Origin of the sequence: Microbacterium sp. E-13 (assembly GCF_049912955.1) — a bacterium.
Classification (GTDB): domain Bacteria; phylum Actinomycetota; class Actinomycetes; order Actinomycetales; family Microbacteriaceae; genus Microbacterium.
This window is the reverse complement of the sequence record NZ_CP183973.1, coordinates 2,941,409-2,964,299: the sequence shown is the minus strand read 5'-3', so window position 1 is coordinate 2,964,299 and position 22,891 is coordinate 2,941,409. Positions and strand designations below refer to the sequence as shown.

21 protein-coding genes, 1 pseudogene and 2 riboswitches are annotated in these 22,891 nt (G+C 71.1%); of the genes and pseudogenes, 16 read left to right on the top strand and 6 right to left on the bottom strand.

The genetic code is table 11. From position 1 onward, the window contains the following. The first annotated feature begins 72 nt into the window (after positions 1-72). A riboswitch (TPP riboswitch) is annotated at positions 73-181 on the top strand. A 109-nt stretch (positions 182-290) separates the two neighbouring features. From thiO to ACN9MP_RS13650, 4 genes are read left to right on the top strand one after another with little or no spacing between them, the layout of a single operon-like run. Next, positions 291-1,466: a glycine oxidase ThiO gene (gene thiO, locus ACN9MP_RS13665; protein ID WP_426320999.1), complete on the top strand. Its 1,176-nt coding sequence runs from the start codon at positions 291-293 to the stop codon at positions 1,464-1,466. Then, a complete protein-coding gene (gene thiS, locus ACN9MP_RS13660; protein ID WP_426320997.1) occupies positions 1,463-1,702 on the top strand; it encodes a sulfur carrier protein ThiS in 240 nt (79 codons plus the stop codon). The genes thiO and thiS overlap by 4 nt, the downstream gene beginning before the upstream one ends. A 16-nt stretch (positions 1,703-1,718) precedes the next feature. Beyond that, positions 1,719-2,501, top strand: coding sequence for a thiazole synthase (locus tag ACN9MP_RS13655; RefSeq protein ID WP_426326037.1), 783 nt, complete (start codon positions 1,719-1,721; stop codon positions 2,499-2,501). Then, positions 2,498-3,691 carry a ThiF family adenylyltransferase gene (locus ACN9MP_RS13650; protein ID WP_426320995.1) on the top strand — a complete coding sequence of 398 codons (1,194 nt, stop codon included), beginning with the start codon at positions 2,498-2,500 and terminating at the stop codon, positions 3,689-3,691. The genes ACN9MP_RS13655 and ACN9MP_RS13650 overlap by 4 nt, the downstream gene beginning before the upstream one ends. 26 nt (positions 3,692-3,717) lie before the next feature. Here ACN9MP_RS13650 and thiD read toward each other — a convergent pair whose 3' ends face one another. The 3 genes from thiD to ACN9MP_RS13635 all read right to left on the bottom strand — a co-directional run bounded on the left by thiD (position 3,718) and on the right by ACN9MP_RS13635 (position 6,160). Continuing rightward, positions 3,718-5,142, bottom strand: a complete 1,425-nt coding sequence (thiD, locus tag ACN9MP_RS13645; RefSeq protein ID WP_426320993.1) for a bifunctional hydroxymethylpyrimidine kinase/phosphomethylpyrimidine kinase — start codon at positions 5,140-5,142, stop codon at positions 3,718-3,720. Next, entirely contained in the window at positions 5,139-5,864 is a 726-nt protein-coding gene (gene thiE, locus ACN9MP_RS13640; RefSeq protein ID WP_426320991.1) for a thiamine phosphate synthase, read from the bottom strand. The genes thiD and thiE overlap by 4 nt, the downstream gene beginning before the upstream one ends. Next, on the bottom strand, positions 5,861-6,160 hold the full coding sequence (locus tag ACN9MP_RS13635) for a hypothetical protein (protein ID WP_426320989.1): 300 nt from the start codon (positions 6,158-6,160) through the stop codon (positions 5,861-5,863). Before ACN9MP_RS13635 ends, thiE begins: the two co-directional genes overlap by 4 nt. Then, a riboswitch (TPP riboswitch) is annotated at positions 6,151-6,245 on the bottom strand. (Overlaps the previous gene by 10 nt.) A gap of 109 nt (positions 6,246-6,354) precedes the next feature. On the opposite strand from ACN9MP_RS13635, the gene ACN9MP_RS13630 reads away from it, so the two are divergent. The 3 genes from ACN9MP_RS13630 to ACN9MP_RS13620 all read left to right on the top strand — a co-directional run bounded on the left by ACN9MP_RS13630 (position 6,355) and on the right by ACN9MP_RS13620 (position 10,320). Next, positions 6,355-8,622 (top strand): DNA polymerase III subunit gamma and tau, encoded by a 2,268-nt coding sequence (locus ACN9MP_RS13630; protein WP_426320987.1) that lies wholly within the window; start codon positions 6,355-6,357, stop codon positions 8,620-8,622. Positions 8,623-8,625: 3 nt separating this feature from the next. Then, a complete protein-coding gene (recR, locus tag ACN9MP_RS13625) occupies positions 8,626-9,219 on the top strand; it encodes a recombination mediator RecR (RefSeq protein ID WP_426320985.1) in 594 nt (197 codons plus the stop codon). Between the two features lie 171 nt (positions 9,220-9,390). After that, a complete protein-coding gene (locus tag ACN9MP_RS13620; protein WP_426320983.1) occupies positions 9,391-10,320 on the top strand; it encodes a DMT family transporter in 930 nt (309 codons plus the stop codon). A gap of 33 nt (positions 10,321-10,353) precedes the next feature. Here the strand turns inward: ACN9MP_RS13620 and ACN9MP_RS13615 are convergent, their stop codons facing one another. Beyond that, the gene (locus tag ACN9MP_RS13615) at positions 10,354-10,842 is read right to left on the bottom strand and encodes a hypothetical protein (RefSeq protein ID WP_426320981.1); all 489 of its coding nucleotides are present in this window, start codon (positions 10,840-10,842) and stop codon (positions 10,354-10,356) included. A 144-nt stretch (positions 10,843-10,986) separates the two neighbouring features. Between ACN9MP_RS13615 and ACN9MP_RS13610 the strand changes: the two genes are divergently transcribed. From ACN9MP_RS13610 to ACN9MP_RS13580, 7 genes and pseudogenes are all read left to right on the top strand, one after another. Further along, the gene (locus ACN9MP_RS13610) at positions 10,987-12,288 is read left to right on the top strand and encodes an aspartate kinase (RefSeq protein ID WP_426326036.1); all 1,302 of its coding nucleotides are present in this window, start codon (positions 10,987-10,989) and stop codon (positions 12,286-12,288) included. A gap of 82 nt (positions 12,289-12,370) precedes the next feature. Continuing rightward, positions 12,371-12,985 carry a DM13 domain-containing protein gene (locus ACN9MP_RS13605; RefSeq protein ID WP_426320979.1) on the top strand — a complete coding sequence of 205 codons (615 nt, stop codon included), beginning with the start codon at positions 12,371-12,373 and terminating at the stop codon, positions 12,983-12,985. Between the two features lie 191 nt (positions 12,986-13,176). Further along, positions 13,177-14,247: an aspartate-semialdehyde dehydrogenase gene (locus ACN9MP_RS13600; RefSeq protein WP_426320977.1), complete on the top strand. Its 1,071-nt coding sequence runs from the start codon at positions 13,177-13,179 to the stop codon at positions 14,245-14,247. Positions 14,248-14,415: 168 nt separating this feature from the next. Continuing rightward, entirely contained in the window at positions 14,416-15,918 is a 1,503-nt protein-coding gene (locus tag ACN9MP_RS13595) for a malate:quinone oxidoreductase (protein ID WP_426326034.1), read from the top strand. Positions 15,919-15,926: 8 nt separating this feature from the next. Further along, positions 15,927-16,016: pseudogene (locus ACN9MP_RS13590) on the top strand (pyrimidine dimer DNA glycosylase/endonuclease V); the annotation flags it as partial. Positions 16,017-16,117: 101 nt separating this feature from the next. Then, the gene (locus ACN9MP_RS13585; RefSeq protein ID WP_426320975.1) at positions 16,118-18,169 is read left to right on the top strand and encodes a DUF2207 domain-containing protein; all 2,052 of its coding nucleotides are present in this window, start codon (positions 16,118-16,120) and stop codon (positions 18,167-18,169) included. 50 nt (positions 18,170-18,219) lie between these two features. Further along, the gene (locus ACN9MP_RS13580; protein ID WP_426320973.1) at positions 18,220-18,867 is read left to right on the top strand and encodes a thymidine kinase; all 648 of its coding nucleotides are present in this window, start codon (positions 18,220-18,222) and stop codon (positions 18,865-18,867) included. A 27-nt stretch (positions 18,868-18,894) separates the two neighbouring features. Here ACN9MP_RS13580 and ACN9MP_RS13575 read toward each other — a convergent pair whose 3' ends face one another. Next, entirely contained in the window at positions 18,895-19,725 is an 831-nt protein-coding gene (locus ACN9MP_RS13575; RefSeq protein WP_426320971.1) for a DUF1295 domain-containing protein, read from the bottom strand. 135 nt (positions 19,726-19,860) lie between these two features. On the opposite strand from ACN9MP_RS13575, the gene ACN9MP_RS13570 reads away from it, so the two are divergent. Together ACN9MP_RS13570 and ACN9MP_RS13565 are read left to right on the top strand one after the other, a co-directional pair. Continuing rightward, the gene (locus ACN9MP_RS13570) at positions 19,861-20,631 is read left to right on the top strand and encodes a FadR/GntR family transcriptional regulator (RefSeq protein WP_426320969.1); all 771 of its coding nucleotides are present in this window, start codon (positions 19,861-19,863) and stop codon (positions 20,629-20,631) included. An 18-nt stretch (positions 20,632-20,649) separates the two neighbouring features. Then, entirely contained in the window at positions 20,650-22,038 is a 1,389-nt protein-coding gene (locus tag ACN9MP_RS13565; RefSeq protein ID WP_426320967.1) for an alpha-hydroxy acid oxidase, read from the top strand. A 75-nt stretch (positions 22,039-22,113) separates the two neighbouring features. Here the strand turns inward: ACN9MP_RS13565 and ACN9MP_RS13560 are convergent, their stop codons facing one another. Next, positions 22,114-22,890, bottom strand: coding sequence for an HAD-IIB family hydrolase (locus tag ACN9MP_RS13560; RefSeq protein ID WP_426320965.1), 777 nt, complete (start codon positions 22,888-22,890; stop codon positions 22,114-22,116). Position 22,891: the final 1 nt, after the last annotated feature.

Sequence of the window (22,891 nt, the reverse complement as noted above, 5' to 3'; positions counted from 1 at the left end):
GCGCCAGATCGCCTGATCTCGTCGACGCCGCGAGGGCTGGGGAACGAGGTGGCGGGCCGAATGATACGCTCGAGGCATCCACACGGGAGCCCCAGCAGGGGCTGAGATCGGGCTGAGGCTGCCTGCGACCGTCGTACCTGTACGGGTCATGCCGGCGTAGGAAGGAGGAGCCTTGATGGATTCGCGCAACTCGCGCCGTCCGTATTCGCGTCCCCGAGCGGAGGCCGCGCGAACCGATGGTTCGCGGCGTCCGCTCACCGATGAGGTGAGCACCCGCGTGGACGCGCGCGGTGCCGGGCGCTGACCGCGCCGACGTCGCCGTCGTGGGCGCCGGGGTGGTCGGATCGGCCATCGCGTGGGAACTCGCGCGCACGGGCCGCCGCGTCAGGCTGATCGACGCCGCGCCCGGGTCCGGTGCGACCTGGGCGGCCGGCGGCATGCTGGGCGTCGCGGGCGAGCATCGGCAGGGAGAGGAGGAGGCGCTCGCGCTGGCGCAGGCCGCCGCCACGGTTTATCCCGACTTCCTCGCCTCGCTCCCGGGGGCGGACGGCGTCGGCTACGAGACCGTCCCAACCCTGCTCGCGGGCGTCGACGGTGCCGATCGCGCGGGGCTCGCCGACCTCGCGGCGGTGCACATCGCGAACGGGCTCGGCGTCCGCCGCCTCTCGCTGCGCGAGATCCGTCGCGTCGAGCCGCTGATCGGGCCCGCAGTCACGAGCGCGTACCTGGTCGACAGCGACCACCGTGTCGACCCCCGCGCGCTCGGCCGCGTGCTCGTGGCCGCACTGCGGTCGCTCCAGGCGAGCGCGCCCCTCGCGTCCGCGGCCGAAGAGATCGGCGCGGCATCGACCGACGGGCGGCACCTGCGGCTCGCGGACGGCAGGACCGTCGTAGCGTCAGAGGTGATCGTCGCGACCGGCGCACATGCGGCGGAACTCGCCGGGCTGCGCGAGCACCTCGACGGCCTGATCCGCCCGGTATACGGCGACATCCTGCGCGCGAAGGTGCCGGCGTCCCTCCGCCCGCTGCTGACCACCACCGTGAGAGCGTCGGTCGAGGGACGACCGGTCTACCTGATCCCGCGGCAGGACGACACCGTGGTGATCGGGGCGACCGAACGCGAGCACGGCGACTGCGATGTCTCGATGGGCGGTGTGCACGGGCTGCTGCGCGACGCCCGCGAGGTCGTCCCCGCGCTCGACGAGCTCACCCTGATGGAGACGACGGCCCGGGCTCGTCCGGGGACGCCTGACAACCTGCCGCTCGTGGGCAGGATCGCGCCGGGGCTCTCCGTCGCGACCGGCACCTACCGCAGCGGCGTGCTGCTCGCGCCGCTCATCGCCCGGCTCTGCGCGCGTCTCGTGGACGGCGATGTGCTCGATGACTGGCCGCAGCTGCGGCCCGACCGCTTCACCACGGCGCCCCGCATCGGTGCGGGCGCCCCGCCCATGGAAGAGGAGAAATGATGGACCTCGACGTCAACGGAGCGACGATGGCGCTCCACGCCAACGCAACGATCGCCGATCTGGTGACCGCCCTGACGGGGCGGGCCCTGGACCCGCTCGGAGCGGCCCGCGACGGCGCGCCGCTCGGCCTCGCGGTCGCCGTAGACGCCGCCGTCGTTCCGAGGGCGCGGTGGAGCCGGCATCGGCTGTCGCCCGGCGACCGCGTCGAGGTGCTCACCGCGGCACAGGGAGGCTGACGTGACGTCGACACCGATGCTCACTGCGCAGGTCGACCCCTTCGTCGTCGCCGGCGTCGAGCTGCGCTCGCGCCTCATCATGGGCACCGGCGGCGCGACGGGCCATCAGGTGCTCGGCGACGCTCTGGATGCCGCCGACGCGGATCTTGCGACGCTCGCCGTGCGCCGGTTCGACCCGGCGACGCGCGGGTCGCTCCTCGACCTGCTTGCGCAGCGCGGGATCCGGCTGCTGCCCAACACCGCGGGATGCCGGACGGCGCGCGAGGCGGTCACGACAGCGGAGCTCGCGCGCGAGGCGTTCGAGACCGAGTGGGTCAAGCTGGAAGTCGTCTCCGACGACCGCACGCTGCTGCCCGATGCGCTCGAGCTCGTCGACGCCACGGCGGAACTCGTCGACCGCGGGTTCACGGTCTTCGCCTACACGAACGACGATCCCGCGCTTGCGCTCAGGCTGGAGCACCTCGGCGCGGCAGCCGTGATGCCGCTCGGCGCGCCCATCGGCACGGGCCTCGGCATCCTGAATCCCCACAACATCGAGCTGATCACGGCGCGGGCGTCGGTGCCGATCGTGCTCGACGCCGGCATCGGCACCGCCTCCGACGCCGCCCTGGCAATGGAGCTGGGCTGCGACGCCGTGCTGCTGGCGACCGCGGTGACCCGGGCGCAGGACCCCGTCGGGATGGCGACGGCCTTCCGTCACGCGGTGCTCGCCGGGCGCCTGGCCAGGAGGTCGGGACGCATCCCGCGGCGGCGCCACGCCCTCGCCTCCACTACCGACCTAGGAAGGGCCGAGCTGTGACGCCGCTCGTCGCGCCGGGGCCCGCGCTCGACGACGATGAACTCGAGCGGTACTCGCGGACCGTCATGCTCCCCGAGATCGGCGACGAGGGCCAGCGCCGGCTGCGGGCCGCGAAAGTGCTGGTGATCGGCGCGGGCGGTCTCGGCGGTCCCACGCTGCTCGGGCTCGCCTGCGCGGGCGTCGGCGTGGTCGGCGTCGTGGACGCCGACCGCGTGGATCTCGGCAATCTGCAGCGGCAGTTCCTCCACCGCGTGGGCGACATCGGGCGCCGCAAGACGCGGTCGGCCGCCCGAGCCGTGCGCGCCCTGAACCCGGGGGTCGAGGTCCGCGAGCACGCCGTGCGTCTGACGCGCGAGAACGCCGACGAGATCTTCGCCGGGTACGACGTCGTGGTCGACGGGTCCGACAACTTCGCCACCCGCTACCTCGTGGCCGACGCGGCAGCGAAGCGCGGCATCCCGTGCGTCTGGGGCTCGGTCCTGCGGTTCGAGGGGCAGGTCGCCGTGTTCTGGCCGCCGCACGGCCCCGGGTACCGGGACCTGTACGCCGACGCGCCGACGGAAGCGCCCACGTGCGCCTCGGCAGGGGTGTTCGGGCCCCTCTGCGCACTCGTCGGCGCGCAGCTCACGGCCGAGGTGGTCAGACTCGTCACGGGCGTCGGCAGGACCCTGCTCGGCAGGGTGGCCGTGATCGACGCGCTCGGTGCGGAGTGGCGCTCGATCGCGATCTCCGCGACCGCGACCACGACCACGACCGCGGCGGCGGACGAAGGGTCGCACGGCGCTGCGCCCGCGGCCGACCCCCCGCAACGCACCGGGGCGCCGGCCGGGACGTGCACGGCTGCGTTCCCGCCGGATGCTGCGGTGCCGGATGCTGCGCTGCCGGATGCTGCGGTGCTCGTGAGCGCGACCGCGCTCCGCGCCGAGCTCGCCGTGGCGCGAACGCGGATCACGGTCGTGGACGTGCGCGAACTCGACGAGGCCGGCGGCATCCCGGGCGCCGTTCGCGCGCCGCTGTCCCGCTTGCGGGCGGATCCCTCGCAGGTGCCGCAGGGTGATGTGGTGCTGTACTGCGCCCGCGGGGTGCGTTCCGAGACCGCCGCGGGGATCCTCGCGAGCGCCGGCCGGTCCGGGGTCCGGACCCTCGCCGGCGGGCTCGCCGCCTGGGAGGCGACCTCCCCGTCGATCTGAGCCGGGTGGGCGGGGTGCAGCCCCGCTCACGCGCGGTCGAAGAACTCCAGCTCGTGGCGCATTGACCGCGCGAACGCCGCGCTCATCCGTTCCCTTTCGCGCGGGCTGGCCTGACGAGCGGCCGTATCGGCGATCTCGACCGCGCGCGTCGTGGCCGCCGCGAAGGCGGGATCGCCGTACATCGCCAGCCAGTCGTCGTACGGGTGCTCGTCGTGGCGCTGAGCGGCGAGCCGCACCCCCAGATCGGTGTAGAGCCAGAAGCACGGGAGCACGGCGGCGACGAGCTCGCCGTAAGAAGTGGCCGACGCGTGCAGGTGATTCGTGTAGGCAAGGGTCTGCGGCGCCGGGGACGCGGCATCCGTCCCCACATGCGATTCGTGCAGCCGCCGCTCCTCGACGATCGACGACTCGGCCGAACGGGCCCAGAACGCCTGCTCGCTCGGCGATGGCGCGAGCGCGCTCGCGCGTGCGAGCACGCGGGAGTACTCGCCGAGGTACAGGGCGTCCTGCGCAAGATAGCGCAGGAACGTGTCGCGCGGGAGCGACCCGTCGACGAGTCCCCGAACGAATCCGCAGGCGTCGACCTCGGCGCGGACGGAAGCGGAGGCGTCCCACATGCGCTGCGACCAGGGCGTGGCGTGCCCCGGGTCGCCGCGCAGTTCGTGGAAGTGGTCGATCGGCCCGTTGCCGCTGCCGACGCGCAGGGTGTCGGCGTGCGCGAGGGCGCCGCGGAGCCACTCCTTCGCGCGCAGGAGCGACTCCGCCCACGTCATGCCGCGTGCCCGCAGGGTGGCGACCGCCGACGACAGCGAGCAGCCGGTGCCGTGCGTGTTGAGGGTCGCGACGCGGTCGCCGCCCACCCCGTACACGCCCTCGGCCCCGACGATCGCGTCTGGGCAGTCCGCGCCGTCGAAGTGGCCGCCCTTGAGGAGCACAGTGGTGCCCGTCGACTGCACGAGTGCGTGTGCGTCGTCGACCGCCGTCGCCCACGTTCCGGCGCGCGGACGCCCGGTGAGCACCGCGAGCTCGGCGAGGTTCGGCGTGAGCAGATCGACCTCCGCGCACAGTTCGCGCAGCGCGGTCTCCGCGGCGGGGTCGAGGAGCCGGTCGCCGCTGGTCGCCACCATCACGGGGTCGAGCACCACGATCGGCGGGCGAACCCGTGCGAGCCATGCGCGGACGGCGCCGATGATCTCGGCGGACTGCAGCATGCCGATCTTGACGGCATCGATCTCGACGTCGTCGGAGACCGCGTCCAGCTGAGCGGTGAGGAACTCGACCGGCGGCACGTGCACGTCCCGCACGCCGTGGGTGTTCTGCGCGACGAGGGCCGTGACGACCGCCATGCCGTAGCCGCCGAGGGCGCCGATCGACTTGATGTCCGCCTGCACACCTGCGCCGCCGGTCGGGTCGGTTCCGGCGATGCTGAGCACCCGGGGGATCGCGGTCATCGCGCCACCTCCGCGAGGGCGGCGCGATCCGCGACCGGCGTCAGGGCCGGCGCATCGGCCGCGAGCCGGAGCGAGCCGGCGACGGATCCGGGGTCTGCGGCGGCGCAGATCGCCGACACCACCGCAACCCCGGCGGCACCGGCCGCGCGCAAGGCCGTCACGTCGTCGACGCCCACACCGCCGATCGCGATGCACGGGATCGGCGTGGCGGCGGCGAGGGCCGCGAAGCCGGCAACGCCGAGTACCGGCGGATGGTCGGGCTTGGTCGTCGTGGGGCGGATCACCCCGGTCCCGAGGTAGTCGAGCGTTCCCTCCGGGAGGCCGGATGCTGCCGCGAGATGCTCCGGCCGGTTCGCGGTCCAGCCGATCACGGCGTCGGCGCCGAGCAGTCGCCGCGCGGTGACCGGGGGTAGGTCGCTCTGCCCCAGATGCACCCCGTCGATGCGGGCGCCCGCGTCGCGCGCCGCGAGCGCGACGTCGACGCGATCGTCGATGAGCAGCAGGCACCGCCCGCACACGACGTCCGACAGCGCGATTGCCTGCCGCATCAGCTCTCGTGCGGTGATCGACTTCGCCCGCAGCTGCACGACATCGACGCCCGCGCCGACCGCGGCGTCGACGACGTCGACGAGCCGCTCGAACGCGATGCGATCGTCGGTGACAAGATGCACCGCCGCGCGCGCGGCGCCGCGGACCCCCGCGGTGCGAACGGCCCCGCTCATGCGGAGGCTCCCGCGAGGACGCGCACGTCGAGCTGCGCGGGGTCGGCAGCGCCGGCGTCGAGCGCATCGAGGAAAGTCACCGCGAACGAGCCCGGTCCGTCGCCGTCTGTGACGAGATCCACCGCGCCCGACACGGCTACCGCTCCGCCGGTGCGGAGCGCGAGCAGGGCGTTCGCGGTGTAGTTCGTCACCACCGCGCTCGTGATGCCCCGCACCAGGGGTGAGGCCTCCCGCAGCGCCGTCAGAGCGGCGGCGGGGGAGAGGGCGGACAGGTGTGCTTCGGTGCGCGCTTTCATCGCGACATCCCTTCGCTCGCATGATCGAGATCAGGTTCGACGGGTGTCTTCTCAGCCCGCCTCGCGGGCACCCCGTGTCACTGCCGAGCAATCTAGCAGCCGATCCCGGCGGCGGTCGGCACCGTGTCGACGATCCGGGCGCGGCGTCTCGAGCGCGCGGTCGCGATGTCGGCCCCACGCCGTAGGCTGGGGGAGTGACCACCGCCCTCTATCGCCGCTACCGGCCCGAGTCGTTCGGCGAGATGATCGGGCAGTCCCAGGTGACCGAACCGCTCATGACGGCGCTGCGCGGCGACCGTGTGGGTCACGCCTACCTGTTCTCCGGTCCGCGCGGCTGCGGAAAGACCACGTCAGCCCGTATTCTCGCGCGCTGCCTGAACTGTGCGCAGGGGCCGACCGACATCCCGTGCGGCACGTGCGACAGCTGCGTCGAGCTGGGGCGCGGCGGGGGCGGCTCGCTCGACGTCGTCGAGATCGACGCCGCGAGCCACAACGGCGTCGACGACGCTCGCGATCTCCGCGAGCGCGCGGTGTTCGCCCCGGCGCGCGACCGCTTCAAGATCTTCATCCTCGATGAGGCGCACATGGTCACCCCGCAGGGCTTCAACGCCCTGCTGAAGCTCGTCGAAGAGCCTCCCGACCACGTCAAGTTCATCTTCGCGACGACCGAGCCCGAGAAGGTCATCGGCACGATCCGCTCGCGCACCCACCACTACCCGTTCCGACTCGTCCCTCCGGGCGCGATGCTCGAGTACGTCGAGCAGCTGTGCGAGCAGGAGGGCGTGCGGGTCGACCAGGGCGTGCTGCCGCTCGTGGTGCGCGCCGGCGGGGGGTCGCCGCGAGACACGCTCTCGCTGCTCGACCAGCTCATCGCCGGCTCCGAAGACGCGAAGGTCACCTACGCCCGTGCCGTGGCCCTGCTGGGCTACACGCACGCCGAGCTGCTCGACGAGGTCGTCGACGCGTTCGCCGCCGCCGACGCCTCGGCCGCCTTCTCGGCCGTCGACCGCGTCGTGCAGACGGGCCAGGACCCGCGCCGCTTCGTCGACGACCTGCTCGAGCGCCTGCGGGATCTCATCGTCGTCGCCGCGACCGGTCAGGGCGCCGCGGCTGTGCTCCGCGGTGTCTCCGCCGAGGATCTCGCGCGCATGCAGCGCCAGGCCGACGCGTTCGGGCCGTCTCGCCTGTCGCACATCGCCGACCTGGTCATCGCGACCCTCGACGACATGACCGGCGCCACCTCGCCCCGCCTGCAGCTCGAGTTGATGGTCGCTCGCGTGCTCGCGCGCGGGACGGATGCCTCGTCTCACGCCTCGCCCAGCACGAGTGCCGCGCCCGTGGCTGCGCCGACGGCGCAGGCCACCCCAGGCACTCCTGCGCGGGTCGCAGCGCCCGCCCCCGCCGCGGTCTCCGCACCGTCCTCGGCGCCCACCGCCGCGCCGCCTGCTGCCGCGCCCGCCGCGGGCCCCCCGCCCGCCGCGGCCCCTGCGCCCGTGGCGGAGCCCACACCGGCCGCGGAGTCCGCGCCGGTTCCCACGGGTCCGGTGACGCGAGAGCGTCTGCAGGAAGCCTGGCCAGAGGTGCTCGCGCGTCTCGAGAACGTGAGCAGGTCGTCGTGGATGCTCGCCTCCGGTGCCCGTGTCGCGTCGCTCGACGACGACGTGCTGACCTTGACGTTCGCGAGCCAGAGCGACGTGGCCAAGTTCAAGCAGCTCGCGGCGGGCAAGGGCCCCAGTGAAGACCTGCGCCAGGCGATCCTGGGCGTGCTGGGCATCCGCGTGAAGTACATCGCCCGCCACGACCCGACCGGCGGTGGCCGCGCCGGCGGTTCGGGTGGGGCGGGCACGCCGGCGGTGCCGGCTTCGGGCCCCGCGGGTGAGACCGAGGGGGCTCCCCGGGCCACCGAACCCGGACGCTCCGCTGCTCCTCCTGCTCCGGAGGCAGCGGCCGCTGCGGCACCCCCGCCGCCCCGGCCCTCGGTCGCCGCTCCGAGCGCATCGCGATCATCCGCCGCGCCGGCACCGCGGGCCTCGGCATCCGCCGCGCCGGTGACGGACTGGGCGGTCGCTGCCATTCCGTCCGACGACGACGCCCCGCCGCCCGACCCGGGCCCTGCCGCCGTGCCGCTCGAGGCGCCGGCGCAGTTCGCCGTCGACGACGAGCCCGAAGACGCCTCCGCCCAGGCGCGGGCCCGCGTCGCGACTCTGGCGCCGCCGCGCGAAGGCGACGTGCTCCCGTCCGCCGAAGTCGCGTCTGCGATCGACCGCGACGACGACGAAGAGGACGACACCAACGTCGTGAGCGACCTTCCCGTGCCGCCGACTGTCGCGCCACCCCTCACTCCGACGGTCACGACGCGCAACGGCGGCGTGCAGCGGTACGGCGAGGCGGTGGTGCGCCAGGTGCTCGGCGCCACGTTCGTGCGCGAGGAGCCCTACGAGCCCCCGACGAGGTTCAGCTAGCCCATGTACGACGGCATCGTCCAGGATCTCATCGACGAATTCGGCCGCCTGCCGGGGATCGGCCCGAAGTCCGCGCAGCGCATCGCGTTCCATATTCTCCAGACGCCCAACTTCGACGTCTCCCACCTCGCTGAGCTCCTCAGCGAGGTCCGGGAGAGGGTGCGCTTCTGCGAAGTGTGCGGCAACGTGTCGGAACAGGAGCGCTGCTCGATCTGCCGCGACCCCCGCCGCAACCAGACGCTCATCTGCGTGGTCGAGGATGCGAAAGACGTCGCCGCCATCGAGCGCACGCGCGAGTTCCGCGGCCTGTACCACGTGCTCGGCGGAGCGATCAGCCCGATCGCGGGCGTCGGGCCCGACGACCTGCGCATCACGCAGCTCATGCAGCGCCTGGCAGACGGGACCGTGCAGGAGGTCATCCTCGCGACCAATCCCAACCTCGAGGGCGAGGCGACGGCGACCTACCTCAGCAGGCTGCTGCACACGCTCGAGATCACGGTCACACGGCTCGCGTCGGGGCTGCCCGTGGGCGGCGACCTGGAATACGCCGACGAAGTGACGCTCGGGCGCGCGTTCGAAGGCCGCCGCTCCGTCTGACCCGACGATGTCGGAAGTCCGCCGTAGATTGGCGGTCGACCGCCTCGCGCGAGCCGTTCCGGTGACGCACGCTGAAGCGTTCGCGCGTTTCGCCGCACGGCGTGAGCACGACGCGCCAGGCTCGGCACATCCGGCCGCTCGCAGATCCCGGAACAGATCACGGAGACCCCGATGAACTTCTCGCAGCGCTATGACTCCCGCGCGTGGCTGCTGTTCGCCGCGATGGCCCTGCTGTGGGGCATCCCGTACCTGTTCATCAGCGTCGCAGTCGAGTCGTATTCGCCGGCTGCCGTGGTCGCCGGCCGCACCCTGATCGGCGCCCTCCTCCTGCTCCCGTTCGCGCTGCGCCAGAAGGCCCTGCGCCCCGCCTTCGCGAAGATCGGCTGGGTGCTGCTCTTCGGGGCGATCGAGATGGCGGGGCCCTTCCTTCTCCTCGGCCACGCCGAGCAGACTCTGCCCTCCGGTCTCACGGGTCTGCTGGTGGCGACGGTTCCGCTGTTCGCCGCGATCATCGCCTTCGGAGGTGGCGACCGATCCGTGCTGAGTCCCGCGCGGAGCATCGGGCTGTTCGTCGGATTCATCGGCGTGTTCGTCATCGTCGCCGGGCCGGGGCTCGCGGTCGAAGGCGGAGGAGGCCTCATCGCGGTGGGCGAGGTGCTTCTGGTGGCCCTCCTCTATGCGATCGCTCCCTTCGTCATCGCCACGAAGCTCCGCGACGTGCCGTCGCTCGGCTCCATCACGCTGGCTCTGCTCGCGGTCGGCATCTTCTATACGCCGATCGCCTTCCTCACACAGAGCCAGGTGCCGACGCTCGAGAGCACCCTGTCGCTGCTCGCCCTCGCCGTCCTGTGCACGGCGGTCGCATTCATCACCTTCTTCGCGCTGATCGCGCGGGTGGGTCCGGTGCGGGCCCCGTTGTTCACCTACGTCAATCCGGTGGTGGCCATCGTCCTCGGCACGATCATCCTCGGTGAGCCGCTCACCCCCGGTCTGCTCATCGGGTTCCCGCTCGTCATCGTCGGCTGCTGGCTCGCCGCCACGGGAGGCACGTTCCGCGCGCAGACGGCGGAGGCCGAGCTCCCGCCGATCGCGCCCAGCTGACCGGGGAGTCGACCCGCACGTGCGGCGAACCGGTCAGCGGAGCACTTCGACGAGCACGATCCACGACACCAGGAGCGCCGCGACGATGGCGATGATCGAGCCGGCCGCGAACCACGCCAACCCGTCGAACCAGCCGGCGGCGAGGAGCGCACCGCCGATCAGGTAGGCAAGCGGGGCGACGAATCCCACCGCGGACTTGAGCCACCGCATCCGATTGGCCGGATGCCGGTTCTCGAAGATCCGCCGCGCGGCCTGCAGCTGGAACACGCCTGCCCCGAGCGCGAGGAGCACCATGGCGACGCCGTACGGAACCGCCCCGACCGCCGGGATGAGGCCGACGGCGGAGCCGATGAGGGCCAGCACGAGTCCCGAGATGCCGGCCGCCAGTCGGGCGGTCAGCGACGCTTCCTTGATGATGTCGCCGATGTTGACGCTCGCGGCGACGATGACGAGACCCGCCAGGGCGGCGGTCGCTCCGACCATGGCGACGTTGAACTCCGACCACGCCTCGATCTGCTCCATGCTCGGATGCTAGCGGCGCGACACATGGCCGGGGACGCATGAGCGCATACGTAAGATGGTCGGTTGGGTGGGCACTTGTGCTGAGCGAGGCACGAGACGAAGCATCCGTTCTCGCCGGCCCCTTGAAACATGCGTGGAGTCCCTGTGGCGCTGATCGTCCAGAAGTACGGCGGATCGTCGGTCGCTGATGCCGAGAGCATCAAGCGCGTCGCCAAGCGCATCGTCGACACCCGCCGCGCGGGCCACGACGTCGTCGTGGCCGTGAGTGCGATGGGCGACACGACCGACGAGCTGCTCGACCTCGCGGGTCAGGTCGCCCCCATCCCGGCGCCGCGTGAGCTCGACATGCTCCTCTCGAGCGGCGAGCGCATCTCCATGGCGCTGCTCGCGATGGCCATCCATTCGATGGGCTTCGAGGCCCGCTCGTTCACCGGCAGCCAGGCCGGGATGATCACGACGGCCGACCACGGCTCGGCCCGCATCGTCGACGTCACCCCGGTGCGCCTGCGCGAAGCGCTCGACGAGGGCGCGATCGTCATCGTCGCCGGCTTCCAGGGCTTCAACCGCGACACGCGTGACATCACGACCCTCGGCCGCGGCGGCTCCGACACGACCGCCGTCGCGCTGGCGGCCGCGCTCGACGCCGACGTCTGCGAGATCTACAGCGACGTCGACGGCATCTTCACCGCCGACCCGCGCGTGGTGCCGAATGCGAGGAAGCTCGATGTCGTCTCCGCGGAGGAGATGCTCGAACTCGCCGCGAACGGTGCGAAGGTGCTGTACATCCGCGCCGTCGAGTACGCGCGTCGTCATGGCGTGCTGATCCACGCCCGCTCCACGTTCAGCTCGGGCGTGGGGACCTATGTGCTCGGCCCGGGGATGAGCATTCCCGAGGGCACAGTTCCCGACGGTATAAGGGGAGAAGAGATGGAAGAGCCCATCGTCGCCGGCGTCGCCACCGACCTCGGCCAGGCCAAGATCACCGTCATCGGTGTGCCCGACGTGCCCGGCAAGGCGGCCGAGATCTTCAAGGTCATCGCGAAGTCCGGCGCGAACGTCGACATGATCGTGCAGAACGTGTCGGCGGCGGCCACCGGCCGCACCGACATCTCGTTCACGCTGCCGAAGACCGACGCGGCGACCGCCCTCAAGGCCCTCGCCGGCGACCAGTCCGAGATCGGCTTCGAGAACCTCGTCCACGACGACCAGATCGGAAAGCTGTCCGTCGTGGGTGCCGGCATGCGCACGCACTCGGGCGTCTCGGCGACCCTCTTCGAGGCGCTGTCGGTCGCGGGCATAAACATCGAGATGATCTCGACCTCCGAGATCCGCATCTCGGTGGTGGTGCGCGGCGACGACCTCGCCGAGGCCGCCCGCGTGGTCCACACGGCCTACGGCCTGGACGGCGACATCGAGGCGACCGTCTACGCCGGTACCGGGCGCTGACGTCGTGCCCGACGCGTCACAGCGCAGTTCCAGTCTCCACAACTAGTCTCGCTCCGCGTCTTCGCAGAACCGAGGAGGTGCGATGACGGCACAGCAGCGCACCGGCAGCACCGCACGTCGTCGCCGAGTGCTCTGGGGAGTCGGAGCGCTGGTCGCAGCAGGCCTCGTTGTCGCTGCCCTGCTCTTCCAGCCGTGGCTGCTGTTCGTCGACGTACGCGTGAACGACGCCGTTCCGCAGCCACGCGCCACCGCCTCGTCGTCACCGGCCACCGAGCCCGGATCTACGACCCCGCCGACCGTCGCGCCGACGGGCACCGCCACGCCGATGCAGGCGACCGCCCCGGCCGGCCCCGTCGATGTTCTGTCCGGGACGTTCGTGAGCCACGAGCACACGACGACCGGCTCCGCTCGTGTCATCGAGTTCCCCGACGGCACCCGTCAACTCGCCCTGGAGGATCTCGACACCTCGAACGGGCCGGACGTGCACGTGTGGCTGAGCGCCGGCCCGGTCGTCGAAGGATTCGAGGGATGGTTCACGGCGGCGAGTCACCCGCACGTCGATCTCGGCCTGATGAAGGGCAATCAGGGCGACCAACTGTACGAGATCCCCGCAGACGTCGACCTGTCCGTCTATCGTGCGGTCGATCTCTGGTGCGAGCGCTTCTCGGTCTCGTTCGGCGCTGCGGCACTGGGGTGATGACCGGGAGAGCGGCCGGCATCACTGCGTCTGGGTGGCGATCGGCAGGAATCGCGCGCATCGTGACACTCCCCACCGGGTCACACCGGCCTGCGCGCCCAGGCCGGGCCGGTAGAATCGCCCAGACCCCGCGCGTCCGACGGTGCCCGCGCGTCCGCTCCACGCTTGTGCTCCCACACTGAGGAAGACCCATGACCCGCATCTCCGATTCAGGACTCTCCGTCGCCGTCGTCGGCGCCACCGGCCAGGTCGGCACGGTCATGCGCGAGATTCTGGCCGAGCGGAACTTCCCGATCCGAGAGCTTCGCCTGTTCGCCACCGCCCGCTCCGCCGGCACGGCGGTCGAGTTCGCGGGCGAGACCGTGATCATCGAGGATGTCGCGACCGCCGACCCCTCGGGCATCGATGTCGCGCTCTTCTCGGCAGGCGCCACCGGCAGCCGCGCCCACGCCCCCCGCTTCGCCGAGGCCGGCGCGATCGTCATCGACAACTCCAGCGCGTGGCGGATGGATCCCGAGGTGCCGCTCGTCGTCAGCGAGGTCAACCCGCACGCGATCGCGAACCCGCCCAAGGGCATCATCGCGAACCCGAACTGCACCACGATGGCCGCGATGCCCGTGCTCAAGCCGCTTCACACCGCCGCCGGACTCGAGCGCCTCATCGTCTCCACGTATCAAGCGGTCTCCGGTTCGGGTCTCGCCGGAGCACAGGAGCTCCTCGGCCAGGTGGAGGGCGTCCTCGCCCAGGGCAACACGCTCGGCCTCGTACACGACGGTGCGGCGGTCGACTTCCCGCAGCCGGAGAAGTACGTCGCCCCCATCGCGTTCGACGTCATCCCGCTCGCCGGCAGCGTCGTCGACGACGGCCTGAACGAGACCGACGAGGAGAAGAAGCTCCGCAACGAGAGCCGCAAGATCCTCGAGCTGCCCGAGCTGCGCGTCGCCGGCACCTGCGTCCGCGTCCCGGTGTTCACCGGGCACTCGCTGTCGATCCACGCCGAGTTCGCACGCGACATCACGCCCGAGCAGGCCTACGAGATCCTCGCCTCCGCTCCGGGTGTCGTCGTCGAGGAGGTGCCGACGCCCCTCCAGGCAGCCGGCAACGACCCGAGCTACGTCGGCCGCATCCGTGCGGACCAGTCCGCTCCCGAGGGCAAGGGGCTCGTGCTCTTCATCTCGAACGACAACCTCCGAAAGGGCGCGGCCCTCAATGCCGTGCAGATCGCCGAGGTCGTCGCCGCCAACCTCGGCGTCAGCGCCTGACGCCGCGACCCCGCCACAGAAGAGCGAGCGGATGCCGGGGCTGCGGCATCCGCTCGCTTCTCGTATCGGCAAGAATGGCAGGATTTTCCGCGCGAGTGCCCGGCCCCGGTCAGGCGTGCTTTCGGGGCGAACTAGAATCGTCTGGTGACCGAGAAGCCCTCCGACGCCCTGCCCAGCCCTGACGACAGCGACCTCCCCACGGGAACCGTCGACGTCCTGCTGATCGGCGGCGGCATCATGAGCGCGACGCTCGGCACCCTGCTGCAGCAGTTGCAGCCCGACCTGAAGATCGCCCTCTTCGAACGCCTGAGCGATGTCGCGCTGGAGAGCTCCAACCCCTGGAACAATGCGGGGACCGGCCACGCGGCGCTGTGCGAGCTGAACTACATGCCCGACAGCAAGGACGGCGGCCCGCTCGACCCCTCCAAGGCCATCGCGATCAACGAGCAGTTCCAGCAGAGCCGCCAGCTCTGGTCGTCGCTGGTCGAGGCCGGCGTTCTCGACGCGCCGTCCACCTTCATCAACTCGACCCCGCACATGACGTTCGTGCGCGGCGAGAAGGACGTCGCCTACCTCAAGAAGCGCTACGAGGCGCTGAAGGATGAGCCCCTGTTCGCGGGAATCGAGTACAGCGAGGACTCCCGGGTCATCAACAAGTGGGCTCCGCTGCTGATGCAGAAGCGTCGCAAGGGCGAGCCGTTCGCCGCCACCCGCGTGCCGGCCGGCACCGACGTCGACTTCGGTGCCCTGACGCGCCAGCTGGTCGACCGTCTCGCCGAGAACGGTGCCGACGTCCGCACGAACACCGAGGTGCGCGGCCTGAAGCGACTGCCCGACGGCACGTGGCGCGTGAAGTACCGACGCACCGTCGGCCGCACGCCCGGCGAGATCCGCGCGAAGTTCGTCTTCGTCGGTGCCGGCGGCTGGGCGCTCAAGCTGCTGCAGCGCTCGGGCATCCCCGAGATCTCCGGCTACGGCGTCTTCCCGATCGGCGGCCAGTTCCTCAAGACGTCGAACCCCGCCATCGTCGCCCAGCACAAGGCCAAGGTCTATTCGCAGGCCTCCGTCGGCGCGCCCCCGATGTCGGTGCCGCACCTCGACACGCGCGTGGTCGACGGCGAGGCCTCGCTGCTGTTCGGCCCGTTCGCGACGTTCAGCCCGAAGTTCCTGAAGACCGGCTCGTGGTTCGACATCGTCGGCCAGGTGCGACCGGGCAACCTCGGGCCCATGCTCAAAGTCGCGTGGGACAACCCGAGCCTCATTTCGTACCTCGTGGGCGAGCTGCTGAAGAACCACAAGAAGAAGGTCGACAGCCTGCGCGTCTTCATGCCGACGGCCAAGGATGAGGACTGGGAGATCATCCAGGCCGGTCAGCGGGCGCAGGTGATGAAGAAGGACCCCGATAAGGGCGGCATCCTGCAGTTCGGAACAGAGGTCGTCACCGGCGCCGACGGCACGATCGCGGGTCTTCTCGGCGCCTCGCCGGGCGCCTCCACCGCGGTGTCGATCATGCTGGGTCTCCTGAAGACGTGCTTCCCGGATCGCATCGACACGTGGGAGCCCCGGCTGCGGGAGCTGATCCCCAGCTACGGCGAGACGCTCAACCCCCGTCCCGAGGTCGCCCGCGAGACGCTCGACGAGACTGCTGAGGCTCTGGCACTCACGGCCTGACGCCCCGCATGCGGCTGTGGTCTCTGCATCCGTCGACCCTCGATCGGCGGGGGCTGGTGGCCTACTGGCGTGAGGGGCTGCCGGCACAACGCGTGCTCGCCGTCCTCCCGTGATCGCGGCCGCCGCACCGAGCTTCGTCGAGACGCCCGGCGACGTCGAGGCGTGGGAGCGCGGCGCACTCGACCCCTAGGGTGGGGGCATGCGAGCACGGCTCAACTGGCGTACCTGGGCGATCGTCATCGGGCTGGTCGTCGTCGTCGCGGTGGCCGGCTCCGTCGCCGTGTCGCGGGGCGCTGCGCCGGCGACCGAGTCGTCACCGGGAGTCGCAGCCCGCGGGGCTCAGGCCGGCGCCGCGGCCGCGCTGGGCGTGGTCACGTCGGTCGACGACTTCAGCTACCGCTCGTTCGAGGCCGACTACTGGCTGGGTCGCGGTGTCGGCGGCCGCAGCGAGCTCTTCACCACTGAGACGCTGGTCGCGCAGTTTCCCGACTTCGACCAGAACAAGGGCATCGTGCGGTGGCTCCCCAAGGCGGATTCGGGAATCGCGCACGGCACGCAGGTGGTGAGCGTCACGGGGGCCAATGGCGCCCCCATCCCGTGGTGGACCGAGGAGGACGAGGAGTTCGTCTACGTGCTGACGGGAGACGACTCGTACGTGCGCGGGCGGCAGACGTACGTGATCTCGTACACGATGAGCGATGTGGTGCTGCGGTACGAAGACACCGACGCCGACGAGTTCTACTGGGACACCGTCGGCACCGACCACTCACAGCCGTTCGGCGAGGTGACGGCGAACGTGCGCGTGCTCGGGGACGCCGCCGACGGGGTGCTGCCCGGCCGGCAGTTCTGCTACACCGGGCCCGCCCGGTCGACCGACCGCTGCGACATCCAGTCCGCCGCCGCCGTCGACCCGCCCGACGACGTGGCGACCTGGGCGCTGAGCCGAGGCATCGCCGGTGCCGAGACGGCGCAGGCCGCTTTCACCGCCGGTGACACCGATCTCGCCGCCGATGAGAACGTCACGGTGGCGCTGGGATTCACGCGGGGCACCTTCGCGGCCCTCACGCCGCCGCCCCCGCCGCCCTATCCGTGGTGGGAGTGGATCCTGCCGGTGCTGGGTCTGCTGGCGGGGTTCGGCGGCTTGATCTTCGTTCTGGTCATGAGGGCGGTACTGCGCCGCAACCCCGACCGCTCGCCAGTCATCGTGCAGTACACGCCCCCGGTCGACGAATCGCCGACCCTCTCTGCGGGGGTGCTCGGCGTGCCGTCGAAGGCGCTCGCGGCGCACGTGGTCGACCTCGCCGTGCGTGACAAGGTCGAGATCACCGCGACCGGCGACCGCGACGACGCCGATGACTTCCACGTCGTGCTGCGCGACGTTCAAGGCCTCGAGCACGACGACCGCCGCATCGTCACCACCCTGTACGGCAAGGATGCCGCCCCCGGTGATCGCGTGGATCTCGGCGTCTTCGCCAAGAAGCCTCCGGTGCGCGCCGTGACCTACGTGCGCCGCATCGAGGACTCCACGGTGGATCGCGGCTATCGCGCGAAGACGCCCGGATGGATCGGCGCGGTCCGCGGCTTCCTGCAGTTCGGGGGACTGGTGGTCGCCGTGCTGCTGACGTTCTTCCTCGACGCCGTGCCGTCCGTGCTCGCCGATCTCGGCCCGCTCGGGGGCTGGATCAACTTCCTCGCGATCGTGAGCGCGTTCGGCGCGTTCCTCGTGCTGCCGTTCTTCGGGCTCCCTCGGACGACGCTGACGCTCGCCGGCGGCCGGCATCGGACCTATCTCGACGGCATCCGCGAGTACCTCGCGCTTGCGGAGGAGGATCGCCTCCGTGCCGCCCAGTCGCCCCGGACCGCCGATCTCGTGTCGGCGGGACGACGCCCGTTCGGCGACGAGCCGAACGCCGCCGGTGCCGACGTCGTGAACCTGTACGAGCGCCTGCTTCCCTACGCCGTGCTCTTCGGCATGCAGCGCGAGTGGGTGTCCGTGATCCGCGCGACGCAACCGGTCGCGCAAGCCGGGGTCCCCTCGAGCCGGTTGGCGCTGTTCGACTCCGTCACCTCGAACTCGCTGTCCGATGCGTCGTCGTCGATCGGCCGCCTCGCCGCCACGCCCGTGTCGCGAGGCAGCTCGTCGAGCTCATCCGGTTCGTCTTTCTCCAGCAGCTGGTCGTCCTCCGGCGGCTCGTCCGGCGGGGGATTCTCGGGCGGAGGCGGGGGTGGCGGGGGCTTCGGCGGTCGCTGACGCCGCTCTTGCCCCGCAGTGCCACGCCCTTCACGGACTACGCTCGATCCGTGGCCAAGCTCTACTTCCGCTACGGGGCGATGAACTCCGGCAAGTCGACGTCGCTCCTTCAGGCCGCGTACAACTACGAAGAGCGCGGGCAGCACGTGCTGCTGGCCAAGCCCGCGATCGACACCAAGGGGGCGGAGCAGATCGACAGCCGCCTGGGGGTGCGGCGGACAGTGGACTTCCTCGTACGGCCCGGCGACGACATCCGCGCACTGTTCGCCGAGCACCGGGCGAGGGTGAAGACGGATGCCGCAGCCGCCCTCGTGCCGGAATCCGACGAGCACGAGGTCGATGTCGCATGCTTCCTCATCGATGAGGCGCAGTTCCTCACCCGCGAGCAGGTCGACGACCTGCTGCGCATCGTGGTGTTCGACGGCGTGCCCGTCCTGGCATACGGCATCCGCACCGACTTCCAGACACAGGCCTTCCCCGGCTCCGCCCGCCTGCTCGAGCTCGCGCACAGTCTCGAGGAGCTCAAGACGATCTGCCGCTGCGGGCGCAAGGCGCTCTTCAATGCCCGTCTCGTGGGCGGGCAGTTCGTCTTCGACGGCGACCAGGTGGCGATCGACGAACTCACGACCAGCCGAGTCACCTACGAGTCGCTGTGCGCCGAGGACTACCTGCGCGCGTCGGGCGGCCGTCTGAAGTGAGCCGCGCTGAGCGGTGCTCGCGAGCGGTCAGGCTGTCTCGGGCGCGCGCCTGCGGCGCCGGGGGAGGGGCACCAGCATCGACGTCGTGCGCTGATACTGCCGGTAGGCGGGATACTTCGACGCCGAGATCGACTCGGTGAAGACCGTCGAGCCGATGAATAGGATCGTGAGCAGCGCGGGGCCGACGATCGTGACGTTCAGCCAGCTTCCTCCGTCGACGACGAGGGCGACGGCTCCCAGCGCGTAGAGCGTCCACCATTGAGCCTGCTCGAAGAAGAAGTTCGGGTGGCGACTGTAGGCGAAGAGGCCGGTCGTCACGAATCCGGGCTCGAGCGCACCGCCGGCTCCCTTCTTGGCCCGGTGGAACGCCCACTGCTGTTGATCGGCGACGGTCTCACCCACCAGGAAGGCGGCGAAGAGCAGCGAGAATGCGGCATCCCATCCGGTGAAGGGAACCGGATGCTGCCAGGCGATGTACGCCGGCAGCGAGATGAGCACGAGCAGGGCGCTCTGGAACGCCACGATGAACAGCAGATTGAACAGCTGGAACTGCCACCGCGTCATGCGGCTCCGGAGGATCGCCCAGCGGTAGTCCTCCATGCCGGTGTAGCCACCCTTGCGTGCGAAGTTGAAGGTGAGCCGCGCTCCCCACGCCGTGACCAGCGCCGCCATCACGACGAGCCGGACGGCTTCGGTGCCGCCGAGCAGCGCGGCGCCGGCGAAGATCCACACGTAGACCACGGGAAGGATCGACCACAGCCGGTCGATCCATGAGGTCTCGTGCGTGATGAGGGAGGTGATCCAGCAGAACGCCGCGGCGCCGGCGGCGACGATCAGGACGAGGGCGAGGGGGTCCATGACGGCAGGCTAGTGGTCGGCTCCCATTCTGTGCGACCCCGGCTTGCCTGTGGTCCGACCACACGCTATCTTGGTCAGACCACAGACGCCCTTCGACGAGGAGGGCACCGGATTCCGGCATCGACGAGGAGATCCGTGGCAGGCACCCCCATCCCGCCCCCCGCGCTGGCCCCCGCGCGGGCGTGGCGCGTCGTGCTCGAGAAGATCGAGACCGACCTGCTCGACGGCACCCTGAGGCCCGGCGACCGGCTCGCCCCCGAGCGGGAGCTCGCGACGACGCTGGGCGTCGGCCGCTCCAGTGTGCGGGAGGCGCTTCGCGTGCTCGAGGTCATGGGGCTGATCCGCACCGGCACCGGCTCGGGGCCGACCTCGGGCGCCATCATCATCGCCACCCCCGAGGGCGGCATGTCGGCTCTCCTGCGGCTGCAGGTCGCGGCGCAGGGCTTTCCGTTCGACGACGTCGTGGCGACGCGACTCGTGCTGGAGTCCGCCGTCGTCGACGCCCTCGCCGGGGATCCGAAGCGGTCGACGACGCGGGCCCGCGCGGTGCTCGCGGCCATGGACGCCGACGACCTCACCCCCGCCGAGTTCCTCGCGCTCGATGCGCAGCTGCACCTCGCGCTCGCCGAGGCGTCGGGCAACGTCGTCATCGCGGCGATGATGGCGGGCCTGCGCACGGCGATCGAGTCCTACGTGCAGGCGGGTGCGGCCGGGATCGCTGAGTGGGATGCCGCGGCCGACCGCCTGCGCCGCGAGCACCACGCGATCGTCGATGCCGTCGACGCGGGCCACGGCGCGCGGGCGCGCGACCTCGTGCACGCTCACATCGTCGGCTACTACGCCGCGGCCGGACTCGCGCCCGACGGCGCCGCGGCGTCCTCGAGCCCGACACCGCCACAGACCTGACCCATCGGAGAGGTACTCATGGTCACCCGCCAGTTCCCGAGGCCCGCCGAGCTCCTCGAGCTCATGCAGTTCAAGAAGCCCAAGCTCGACGCCCGCAAGCGCCGCCTCGAGGGCGCGCTCACGATCTACGACCTCCGCGACATCGCCAAGCGCCGCACCCCCAAGGCGGCGTTCGACTACACCGACGGTGCGGCGGAGGGCGAGCTGTCGCTGGCCCGCGCACGTCAGGCGTTCGAGGATGTCGAGTTCCACCCCGACGTGCTGCGTCCCGCCGAGAACGTCGACATGTCGACGCAGATCCTGGGCGGCCCGTCCGCCATGCCGTTCGGCATCGCGCCCACCGGCTTCACGCGTCTCATGCAGACCGAGGGCGAGGTCGCCGGTGCCGGTGCGGCCGGTGCCGCCGGCATCCCGTTCACCCTCTCGACGCTCGGCACCACCTCCATCGAGGGCGTCAAGGCCGCCAACCCGAACGGGCGCAACTGGTTCCAGCTCTATGTCATGCGCGATCGGGAGATCTCGTACGGCTTGGCGCGTCGCGCCGCGGCAGCAGGATTCGACACCCTTCAGTTCACGGTCGACACGCCGGTCGCGGGCGCCCGTCTGCGCGACAAGCGCAACGGCTTCTCGATCCCGCCGCAGCTCACGCTCGGCACCATCATCAACGCGATCCCTCGGCCGTGGTGGTGGTACGACTTCCTCACGACGCCCAAGCTGGAGTTCGCATCGCTGCAGGCCACCGGCGGCACCGTCGGCGAGCTGCTGAACGCCGCGATGGACCCCACTATCAGCTACGACGACCTCGAAGTCATCCGCGACATCTGGCCGGGCAGGCTCGTGGTGAAGGGCGTGCAGAACGTCGCGGACGCGAAGCGTCTCATCGATGCCGGTGTCGACGGCATCATCCTGTCCAACCACGGCGGCCGTCAGCTCGACCGGGCGCCGATCCCGTTCCGGCTGCTGCCGGAGGTCGTGCGCGAGGTCGGCAAGGATGCGACGGTCATGGTCGACACCGGCATCATGAACGGCGCCGACATCGTCGCCTCCATCGCACTCGGCGCCAAGTTCACGCTGATCGGCCGGGCGTACCTCTACGGCCTCATGGCCGGCGGACGGCAGGGCGTGGACCGCACGATCACGATCCTGCGCAGCGAGATCGAGCGGACGATGAAGCTTCTGGGGGTCTCCAGCATCGCCGAGCTCGAACCGCGCCACGTGACCCAGCTGCAGCGTCTCGTGCCCGTTCCCGTGCCGGGCGCCGAGGCGGCCGCCGCAGCACCCCGCTCCCGCACGACGCGCGCGACCACGTCCGCGACGGCGTCGGGTGTCGCGAAGACGGATGCCACGGCATCCCGTGCCGCGAAGGCTCCGGCGGCGAGGGCGACCGGCACGCGGGCGGAGGCGTGACCGCGCGAGTCAGTGCTCACCTGTCGCGAAGTGCCGGAACGGGCAGCAGTCGGTGACGGGTGAGCGGATGCCGCGTCAGACGCGAACCGGGAGCGTCGGGATGAGCTGCTCCAGGTAGGCGACGGTGTCTTCCCACCCGTTGACCGCGTGGCAGCGAACGCCCATCGCGAGGACGGGGTAGTCGTTGCCGTCGGGGTCGAGGCGGTCTCCGACGAACAGCATGTCGTCGAGCGAGATGCCGGTCTGCTCGGCGAGCTGACGCATGCCGTACGCCTTGTCGATGCCGCGCTCGGTGATGTCCACCGACGTCGAGCCGCCGGAGCGCACCTCCAGGTCGGGCAGGAGAGCGGCCACCGCCGCGCGCAGCGAGTTCTTCTTCTCGCCCGTGGGGTCCCAGGCGGTCTTCACCGGAACCGGTGCCTGTTGACCGAGGGCCGAGAAGGTGATCTGCGAGCCGCGGTCCTCGAGGATGTCGCCCCAGGTCTCGGACGCCCAGAGTCCCAGGCGACGCGCTTCGCCCTCGACCGCGGCCAGTGCGCGCGACTTCTGGTCGTCGGTCAGGGAGCGCTTGTACACCGTGACGACGTCGTCTTCGGAGAGGCGGTAGTACTGCGTTCCGCAGGTGGGGAGCAGGTGCAGACGGGCGCGGGTGTCGGCCGAGGCGTGCGGAAGCCTGTCGACGACCTGAGTGGTGAACTGACCGAGCTGACCGCCCGAGATGATCGCCACCTCGACGCGCTCGGCGAGGTCGATGAGCAGTTCGCCGACGCGAGGGTCGATCTGGCTCTTCGACGGTGCGAGCGTGTCGTCGAGATCGAACGCGACGAGAAGGGGCGGTGCGGTTTCGGCCACG